The following is a 4,773-nucleotide window of genomic DNA, read 5'->3' on the forward strand; positions in this document are numbered from 1 at the left end:
ACGGCTCCGTGTACCAGGTCGACCCCACCACACAGCTGGTGCAGGCCGTCATTCAGCTTTTGACCTGAGGGACCGATGAGCAATCAAAGACTCTGGGCGCTCGCGCCCCTGATGGTCCTTAGCCTCGCCGCCTGTGGCGGCGAGGCCGACAAGGCCGAAGGTGGAGACGGCGCGACGCCGGCGCCGTCCTCGAAGACACTGGCGGCCGCCATCGGCGACGAGGGCGACCTCGACACGCTGGAAGGGGTGGTCAAGAACGCAGGCCTGTCCGACGTTCTCGAGGGCAAGGGCCCCTATACGGTCTTCGCTCCGGCAAATGCCGCGCTGGGCACGGCGGGCGCGGACCTGGCGGGCGAGGCAATGAAGGCCCAGAGCGCCGCCCTGTTGCGCGCCCACATCGTGCCGGGTGCCCTTACCCGCGCCGACATCATGGCCGCCATCGAGCGCAGCGGTGGCGGCGGCGTCCAGATTCGGACCATGTCCGACGGTCTGTTGACCTTCTCGAAGGACGGCGACGCAGTGGTGGTGACCGCCGCCGACGGCGCGACCGCGCGGTTGACGGGCGAGGAGAAGGTGGTGTCGAACGGCGTGGTTCAGCCGGTGGACGGGGTACTGGTGAAGGCGGGGTAGTTCGCGAAAAACCTGCAACCCTGACCCATTGGTGTCTCTCACGTACAGTGTTTCGTGGGCGCAGAACGGGCAGGGCGAACAGCGTTGACCTTGTTAGGAAGGTTGACCAGCCTAAGATACAGAGATGCCGATCAAGCCTGAGCGACAGAACCCGTTTTGGCCTGCCGTCCCACCTGCGCGCCGTGTTGCACCACGCTCTATCGCGGTGGTTGTCATCGTGGCATTGGTCGTGGTTGCGGCAGGCCTTTTGGCGCGCATAATTTTGGGTTGATGCGGCACGAAACAGGCACCCAGGGAATGACCGAGTTTGTTCGCCAAGCAGACGTTGTGGAGTTCTAGCCAGGGTCGTGCCCCGTCATTAGCCCCACGTCGGAAAGCAGACATTGGAGAGCCGCGCCGGAAGCGGACGTTGCTCGGGTCTCTTTCGGGTGGATAGCGGTCGTTCGGGTCGAGAATAACCTTGGAAGCCGAACGGCCGCTTGGCCCGCACTTTCGGTGATGTAGGTCCATCGCCGTTACCCCCGCCAGCAAAGCTAGCCGATCTCTCCACCGCGGGGCTATGTCCACCATAGGTCGGGTCCGGCCATCGTGACGCCCAGAAAACGCATCGACTGGTGTGAGCCTGGATTCAGCGGTGATTATCGGGGGAACCTGATAGCGGCGCGCCTGCGCCAGAAATTCGTCTCCAGGCAGGCGGTCCAGATGCAGACTCCTTTCGCCTTTCACCCGAAACTTTCGTCGGCGGCGGCCGCAGACAGAACCCGAAGTCGCCATCAAAGGGAGTCGGAGCCCAGGGAAGACCTTCGTCAAGGCTTGCCACGAAGCTCGCGTGCCCGTGGAGGTGGTGGCGTCGAATGATTGCGCCTGGTGCCTTGAGCGCGACTTCCGCTGTGTCCTTGTTCACCAGTGACAGGCGCATGCGCGACGCCGCCGATCGTCGCCCCTCGGTCTTCATGTGAACCAGCAAGTGCGTGGCCCCAGCAGCTCCCTGAGGGGCCAGCCAGGCTAGATCAATGATGTCCAGAACGGGTGCCTCATACTCTGACATTTTGCCGAGTTGGCCGAGTGCGACGGCAGACAGTCGGTCGCCCTCGCGCCACCCGTAAAGCATCGGTGGCTCCGTTTGATCGGGGTCAGAAAACCGGTTTTGGAGAGCCCGAGCCGAGCGGTCAGCAAGAAGTGACCCTGAAGCTCGAAGCTCCGCGTTGAAGAGGTCGATCGCGGCGGCGTCCGTCCAAGGATCTAGTGCCGACACGCCAGCGGCGCTGTGGCCGCGCGACCCGTCTCTCCCGCCGTTAAACAATTCTCGCGAGGGCCGGCGATGGCGGTAAAGCGAGCGGACGATCCGCTCGGATAAAATGGTCATCGGCGCGAGCGGCCAAACGATCTTGGTGTCAGCCCAGTCTTGGGGAAAGGCCGAAAATCCTGCGTGCGTATAGATAGGCGCGGCTAGTGCATTGCTGTTGAAAATCGACGTTACGAAAACGCTAGGTTGGTTTCGGAAGGCTTGCAGCAATAGCCGGGAGCCCCCTTTGGCGCGGGGTAGGACGATCAGGGAATAGCCTGTGGCACCCAACAGGCGGGCGCCAAGATAGGTGTAATCCTGCCTTATATTGCCGAGGTAGCCGCAGACTCCGTCTTGGTCCTCCAAGACCCAGCCGGGATAGCCTTGGCCGAACCGATGGACCCATTCCCAGCCGGTTTCACTCCGCTCAGGAAACCAGGCCCATCGGTGCAGATCGTTTAGAAGCTTCCAGTCGGCGGATCGGACCTCCCGCAGGATAGGCACGGTCAAGACGCCATCGATCGGACGAGTTGGAGTGCGACTTTGCGCAGCTTCGGATCAGACACCCGTCGCCAGCTGAAAATCAGATCCTCAAGTTCCCGGTCTCCGGAGCTCATGATTTCATGTGCCAGCCGGGGACTGGACCCGGACTGGTCTCCACTCTCGGTTGGTGCGGTTCTGGCTGGGCGGTTCATGGACGTATCGGCCTGATATGGGACAGTGGCAACTTGCAGGGACTTACTAAGCAGCGGCCGCGCCATAGGTGCCGCGACGGGCGGGGCCAAACCGCGATTGTGCAAGACGGATTGGGGGGCGTTCGTGGACTTGAACCACGGACCTGCGGCTTAAGGGGCCGCCGCTCTGCGCAACTGAGCTAAACGCCCGTCTCAACCTGATACAGGCTTCTCAGCCCTAAACCCCAACCTGCACCGAACGAGCCAGTCGGCGGCGCTTAGCTTCAACGCTTGCAGGACAGCTGCAAGTCTCGGTCCGCCGAACGCACAGCGATCTTCAACGGTGCGTCGGGACGGACAGCTGTGGGTGGAGATCGGTCACGGTGTGTCAGGCGGAAAGCGGACCTGCCGCTGAAACCGGACCAGGGTCTGCTCTGCGTAGCATCGGTCCTTCGCGCTGCCGCTGTCTTCTGCCCCGGCCCCATTCTTCTAAACGGTACCGGCACTTCGCTAACTGACAGCACCTGATGGAGGGTTGAAGCGGGAACCCTTGCCAGCTTCGCCGGGTTCATGTGCCGATCGTCGGTCTTGCTCCCGGCACAGAAAGAAGATCTCCATGACCCGTACCGCCCCATTCGTCGCAGCCGGATTGAGCCTGACCCTCCTACTCGGAGGGTGCGCCTACAATGATACGCTCGGCCGCAATCAGTTGATTATCGCTGACTCGACCGGTCTCGAGCAGCAATCCGAAGCGGCGTGGCAGCAGTTGCTTCGGACCCAGAACCCCGCGCTGACCGGCGCTTCGGTGGACCGCATCCGTAGGGTCGGGAACCGCTTGGTCGAGGCGGCGGGCCTGAGAAATCGCAGTTGGGACTACGCCGTGTTCAACAGCGAAAGCCCGAACGCCTTTGTCCTGCCGTCGGGCAAGATCGGCGTGACGACAAGCCTGCTGGCCTTGGTACAGAATGACGATCAGCTAGCGACCGTGATCGGCCACGAGATGGGCCACGTCGTCGCCCGGCACCCGGCGGAACGGGCGTCTTCGACGGCCTTGACCAATCTGGGCCTGCAGGTGGCGCAAGGCGTGGCCGGATCGCGCGGGCAGACCGTGGGATCGTTCGGGGCCATCGCGGCCCAATACGGCCTGTTGCTGCCCTACTCTCGTCGCGCCGAGTTGGAGGCCGATCGGCTGGGGGTCGACTATATGAACTCGGCCGGGTTCCGTCCGTCGCAGGCCGTGGCCCTGTGGCGTCTGATGGCCCAGCAGCGCCAGTCGGGTCAGCCGGAGTTCGCCTCCACCCACCCGTCGGACGCCACGCGAATCGCCGCGCTGGAGGCCTACATCCGCGAACGCGGCTGGAGCTAAGCTGGACCTTCACCACACGCCTCTCCAACCCTCCGCTGAGACCTCGTGATGATGACCGACCCCGAACGCGTTGAGGCCCTGCTCGATATGGTCGACCCCGCCCGTGCGGCGGCACCAAGCCGTGGGCCAGAGTTGGCGGTGTTGGGGCTAGCCGTCGGCCAGGATAGCGACCGCCGAAAAGCGGACGTCCTGGACGTCTCAAACGGGTGGACAGCGGACATGGCAGTGACTTCAACAGTAGCGTGATTGCGCCAGCAGCGGTCATTGCGTTCGGCTGCAGAGTGAACTCTTGAAACTACCTCATAGCGGCAAGGCAGGCACAGCGTAGCGGGCGAACATTGCTCGCAACGGACAAGCTTATGGTGCGTTGAGGTAGCCGAGACCGCAGATAGTCTGCGGGTAGCCGGTCGAGCCGTGACCGCTCGCAACGCGAGCGCGCCCAATATGGCCGGATCAACAAGACGCTGCATCTCTCCACGACGTCATGCGTCGGTTCACCTCGCGCCTCTCATTTCGGCCAAAAGCGAACTGAAGGATGCTTTGATCTTGACCGGGACCGGCGACAAAGACGCGTTTTCTACTGTCTACGCGCTGACGTTCTCGAAACTCTTCGCCAACTGCGTCCGAATATGCGGGGATCGAGGTGCAGCAGAAGACGTGATGAGCGAGGTCTACGCCACGGTCTGGAAACGCGCTTCCCAGTTTGATCCAGAGCGGGGAAGTTCCATCGCATGGCTATCGGCTATCGCGCGGAACCGTTCTCTAGACTGGAGGCGTTCGCAGCGCCCGATGACCAACGACGAACTTGACCAGATTGA

At 62.8% G+C, this 4,773-nt stretch carries 4 protein-coding genes and 1 tRNA gene; 3 read left to right on the forward strand and 2 right to left on the reverse strand.

Annotated elements, in window-relative coordinates; all coding sequences use genetic code 11:
• Window positions 1-75 precede the first annotated feature (75 nt).
• Window positions 76-630 (forward strand): fasciclin domain-containing protein, encoded by a 555-nt coding sequence (locus ACP7A5_RS17810; RefSeq protein ID WP_426043143.1) that lies wholly within the window; start codon window positions 76-78, stop codon window positions 628-630.
• Between the two features lie 628 nt (window positions 631-1,258).
• Here the strand turns inward: ACP7A5_RS17810 and ACP7A5_RS17815 are convergent.
• Entirely contained in the window at window positions 1,259-2,425 is a 1,167-nt protein-coding gene (locus ACP7A5_RS17815) for a hypothetical protein (protein ID WP_426039827.1), read from the reverse strand.
• Between the two features lie 297 nt (window positions 2,426-2,722).
• Window positions 2,723-2,799: transfer RNA gene (locus tag ACP7A5_RS17820), tRNA-Lys, on the reverse strand.
• A 406-nt stretch (window positions 2,800-3,205) separates the two neighbouring features.
• On the opposite strand from ACP7A5_RS17820, the gene ACP7A5_RS17825 reads away from it, so the two are divergent.
• Both ACP7A5_RS17825 and ACP7A5_RS17830 read left to right on the forward strand, forming a co-directional pair.
• Window positions 3,206-3,955, forward strand: a complete 750-nt coding sequence (locus tag ACP7A5_RS17825; protein WP_426043144.1) for a M48 family metallopeptidase — start codon at window positions 3,206-3,208, stop codon at window positions 3,953-3,955.
• A gap of 414 nt (window positions 3,956-4,369) precedes the next feature.
• Window positions 4,370-4,773 (forward strand): sigma factor (locus ACP7A5_RS17830; RefSeq protein WP_426043145.1); only part of this gene is annotated, 404 nt, incomplete at its 3' end.

It is taken from the genome of Brevundimonas sp. TWP2-3-4b1 (assembly GCF_049897665.1).
In the GTDB taxonomy this organism is placed as follows: Bacteria; Pseudomonadota; Alphaproteobacteria; order Caulobacterales; family Caulobacteraceae; genus Brevundimonas; species Brevundimonas subvibrioides_B.

Bases quoted from the DNA above. Each gene is read 5' to 3' on its own strand.
- ACP7A5_RS17810 (WP_426043143.1), top strand. From the start codon at position 76: ATGAGCAATCAAAGACTCTGGGCGCTCGCGCCCCTGATGGTCCTTAGC.
- ACP7A5_RS17825 (WP_426043144.1), top strand. From the start codon at position 3,206: ATGACCCGTACCGCCCCATTCGTCGCAGCCGGATTGAGCCTGACCCTC.